A 4102-nucleotide genomic window follows, 5' to 3' on the forward strand; every position below is an offset into this window, starting at 1 on the left:
CCGGTCTGGATGCTCTGCTGCAAGTGCCGACCCACTGGTTCATCGACTGCGGTGATGCGGTCGATGGCCGTAGAGAGGGCTTTGGTCGCGGCCACCCGGGCCCGTTCACGGCTGGAGCCGGCGACACGCTCCCTTCGTCCCAGGCCGGTGGCCGCCATCAGTTCATCGACGAGTGCATCCCGCTCGGCCTCGAGCGCCTCCATGCGGCCGGTGTCTGACCATTCTCCGGCCTGGGCGATCTCGCCCTCCAGGTCGCCCAGCCGGCGGCGATAGGTCTTGAGGGCGGTGGCGTCCAGGGGCGCTCCGAGGGCCGGCTGCTCGACCGTGCCGGAGCCGGCTGAGACCAGATCGATGGCCGCCACCGGTATCCCGGGCCTGCGGAGCAGTTCTCGCAGGTAGAAGTAACCCTTGAGGGCCTTGACCGGAACCGGGTGGTCCGCCTGCCCGACCAGCCAGAAACCGTCGCCGGTAGGGCTGAAGCGCGTCGGCGTGTCTTGGCCGGTCGCCGGCGGCTCCCAGCGAGAGAGGCGGTCCCGCCACCAGGTGGCGCCCAACCTCCGGTAGGTGGCCAAGGCCGACGCCCTCCGGTCGGCCGCAGTACGGGCGTCGCCCACGACGGCGGCGGCGCGGGCGAGGGTGTCGTCGGTGAGGCCGTGGAACATCACGGCCCCCGCGTTGAATACCGCCCGACCGGCATACGGCTCGAGCAGGCAGCTGGCCTTGTCGATGATGTGCCCGTCGTCAACGCCGAGCGCGGTTTCGAGGGCGCACTGGACGGTGAGCAGCCAGTTGACGTCGGCAGGCAGCTCGTCAAGCGCCGGGCCGTGCATGGTGTGCAGCACGGCCTGCGCCCTATCGGGCCGGTCGGCGGCGAGCCACATGTAGGCGGCCTCGGCACACACCGGCGTGACCCCCTCGCTCACGGCGAAGGCCTCCATCCTGGCGGCGACCTCGGCGCAGGTGGCGGTGTCGCCGGTGTGGACCGCGGTGTAGCCGCGCATGCTCTCGATCACCATCCAGGCGTCGGGCAGCGAAGCCTGCTCCGCCGCCTGCGAGGCGACCTCGATCAGCTGCGGGGCAGTGTCGGTCCGTCCCCTGAGGAGATCGAGCATGAGCCGCCTGGAAGCGGCGAAGAACAGGGCACGTGGTGACTCCTCGCCTAGCCCGTCCAAGGCCCGCATGTGCCGGTGAATGGCCTGGACGTCCAGTACCTCGCACCCGACCTGCAGCCCCCAGAGATGGGACTGCAGGCGGGCTTGCGGGTCGAGGACGTGGGCGGCGATGTCGTCGAGGCGGGCGGCCAGCGCCATTCGGGCGTCGAGATCGGCCGGGCCCCAGTTCGAGGCCAGGGCGGCGTCCAGGCAGTCGGCCAGCAACTCGGGGCGGCCGGTTCGCTCGGCGTCAGCGACCGCCTGGGCGGCGAAGTCATGCGCCCGATGAGGGTGTCCCGCGTAGACCCAACAGCGAGCCAGGGCGGCGGCGATGCGGGCCCGGTCGGCGTCGTCGATCGTCCGGGCCAGCAGCTCGTAGAGCTGGCCCGGCAGCTTGCCCGGATCGGTGCCGTACACATATGCGGACGCCGCCCCGAGGGCGGCCCGGATCCAGCGGGCCAGGTCTCCCTCGGAGTGGGCTCGGTCGATGACCTCGTCGTAGAGGGCCCCGGCGTCGGCTCCTCGACCGGCGAGCCGGAGGGCATCAGCTCGGTCGAGGAGGTCGTCGACGTCGGATGGGACAGTCACTCCACCATGGTAGGTGGACCAGTCAGGGACGGATCAGGCGGACAGCGCCGGCGTGCTCGCGCTGCTTGGCCTCGTCCCAGTCGCCGGTGCAGTACACCGACATCTCGACGATGGTGTCGGCGACCACGTCGGCCCTGATCATCTCGCGGCAGTACCAGCGTTGGCCTTCGCTCTGCCAGCGTTCTTCGAACTCGATGGTGAACCCCTTGTCGGTCTGACTGACCCGTTGGACGCGAACCTGGCCCGGGAAGGGGTGGCCTTCGGCCCGGATGCCGAGGGCCTCTTCGGAGGTCGCCGATTGGACCCGCCATTGCGGCAGCGACAGGTCGAGGAACAGATCGGGGGCGAACAGCCCCTTGGGGGCGGTGCCGGTCTCGAGGAATTCGATCAGGCGGGCGACCGCCACCTTGGTGTCGACGGCGGCCATTGTCATCGTTCCACCCCCGCAGCATCCAGATTGTCTTGCACCACGGTCATGGTCTTCTCGAAGTCTTCGCTGGGGCTGAACTCGATGATCGAGGTGCCGGAGGTGACCAGCGGGAGGTGGCCCGGCGGGGCGTAGTACGCGTCCCCGGCGACGTAGGTCTCTTCGCGGTCGACCCATCGGAAGGTGAGCTGACCCTGGGTGACCACGCCCCAGTGGGCGCACGGGCAGCGGTCGTCGGGCAGCCCGACGAAGAATGGAGCCGGGTCGACGTCCTGCTTGAAGGTCTCGAACGCCACGGTGTAGTCGTCGAGCGGTGAGTAGCGACCCTGCAGCTGATCTATGTCCACGGCTACCGGGGTGCTCATCTTGTTGGCGCTTGGCATTGTGTCCTCCTTGGGGTTGGGAGACTGGACACCCTCTAGGCGTGAAACGGCGGGGAACGCTGTACCCCGGGCGGTTACGCGCCGATATCGGGTCGTCGAGGAGGCGTTCTAGGGCGGGACGGACTGCGCCCCTTGACGAGAGTGCCGGTTGGCGTTCGACGAGTGGCCCACTCTCCCGCCTGAATTTCGTCCTCAACCCGCCCTCAATGTGATCGATCGGGGACCGTCGGGCCGGTATGGCGACGCTGATCATGCCTTGGGCAGGTAATTCGCCTCGGGATGAGGACACCGACCTGGGCGCGCTGATGCGGCGCAGGCCTAGCTCGTCGGTCACCGGCGCCCAGGGTGGGCCGCGTAGTCCAGGATCAGCGTCGCCAGCTCGGTCGGGCGGGCCAGTGCGGGTAGGTGGCCGGTGTCGATCTCGTCGGGGGTAATGCCAAGCCTTTCACGCACCACCCGCCGCTGGAATCGCAGAGGGAATAGCCGGTCTCGTTTGCCCACGACGCAGCGGGTGGGGATGTCCGGCCACTGTGCGAGCGGCCACGGATCAGAGAACGGCCGGTCGGCTTGGGTGCGCGCGTGCTCGGCCGAGCCGGCGATGACCGCCGCGTCGACGTCGTGGAGGAACACCTCGAAGGGGTCGAACGGCTTGTCCGGGTCTCGGCCCTCGCTCAGCGCGTACTGGCGGGCCGCCTCTGGCTGGCCGGTATCGGCCCACCACGCCCCGGCCGTCTCGCCCGGCGAAGGGACCATGGGCGCTACCAACACCAGCAGGTTGACCGGGGCACTGGCCGCGAATACAGGAGCAGTGAACGCGGCCATCGACTGGGCAACCACCGCCAGGTCGTTGCGAGCACCGACGGCGTCGGCGACGGTCGCGACGTACTCGGCCAGACCGCACGAATCGTCGTCGACCGGCAGGTCCAGGGCAATGATGTCGTGGCCGGCCCGATCCAGCTCGGGGGCGACGAGATGCCAGTACCAGGAGTCCGAACCGGCGCCATGCAGCAGGACGAAGGTCGAGCTCATGATGGACAGACGCTAGAACGACGCCGAACTCATCGGTCGGGGCGCTCCCATCATCGGACCGGGTGACCGGGGATCGACGGGATTCCGAACAATGACCAAGTGCCGGACGAGATGTACGCCGCGTCGGGTGTGCTCAGCGGAGCGCCAAGGACGGTGCTGGCGGCGTCGTGGCTTGCCGGAGTGATCACCCGGCTGCGCCGGTATTCCGAATGGTCCAGGACCGGATCGCAGTCGACCCCGTCGGTGCTCGTAACACCACGCTCGCCGACCCACAACCCGCTCGGGGGATCTGCAGGATCCGGCCCAGAGAAGTTCTTGGGGGCTCGGAGGTCCGCCTTCAGGCACCTGCGATGATGTGTCGCGCTTGCCCTAAGCCGTCCACTCCGGGAGCCTCGACCATCAGAGCAGGACGAGCCACACAGACAGGCTTCCCGCGGTGCATCTGACGTGGTCCGCGAAACGTTCCTCGACGGTGAAGTAGTGACGCCCCATGACGAGCAGTCTCGTAGAGGTCACCCGCGAAC

At 68.8% G+C, this 4102-nt stretch carries 4 protein-coding genes; all 4 read right to left on the reverse strand.

Annotated features, from left to right (window positions below; genetic code table 11):
* A partial coding sequence (locus VH112_04620) for a hypothetical protein (GenBank protein HEX4539508.1) occupies positions 1 to 1739 on the reverse strand: 1739 nt, incomplete at its 3' end.
* Between the two features lie 22 nt (positions 1740 to 1761).
* Positions 1762 to 2172, reverse strand: coding sequence for a hypothetical protein (locus VH112_04625; GenBank protein HEX4539509.1), 411 nt, complete (start codon positions 2170 to 2172; stop codon positions 1762 to 1764).
* Positions 2169 to 2549, reverse strand: a complete 381-nt coding sequence (locus VH112_04630; protein ID HEX4539510.1) for a hypothetical protein — start codon at positions 2547 to 2549, stop codon at positions 2169 to 2171. The genes VH112_04625 and VH112_04630 overlap by 4 nt, the downstream gene beginning before the upstream one ends.
* Positions 2550 to 2879: 330 nt before the next feature.
* Positions 2880 to 3578, reverse strand: coding sequence for an alpha/beta fold hydrolase (locus VH112_04635; GenBank protein HEX4539511.1), 699 nt, complete (start codon positions 3576 to 3578; stop codon positions 2880 to 2882).
* Positions 3579 to 4102 lie beyond the last annotated feature (524 nt).

This window comes from Acidimicrobiales bacterium (assembly GCA_036270875.1).
Lineage (GTDB): Bacteria > Actinomycetota > Acidimicrobiia > Acidimicrobiales > AC-9 > AC-9.

Coding starts and splice junctions, on each gene's coding strand:
- VH112_04625 (HEX4539509.1), bottom strand. CDS start 2,172: ATGACAATGGCCGCCGTCGACACCAAGGTGGCGGTCGCCCGCCTGATC.
- VH112_04630 (HEX4539510.1), bottom strand. CDS start 2,549: ATGCCAAGCGCCAACAAGATGAGCACCCCGGTAGCCGTGGACATAGAT.
- VH112_04635 (HEX4539511.1), bottom strand. CDS start 3,578: ATGAGCTCGACCTTCGTCCTGCTGCATGGCGCCGGTTCGGACTCCTGG.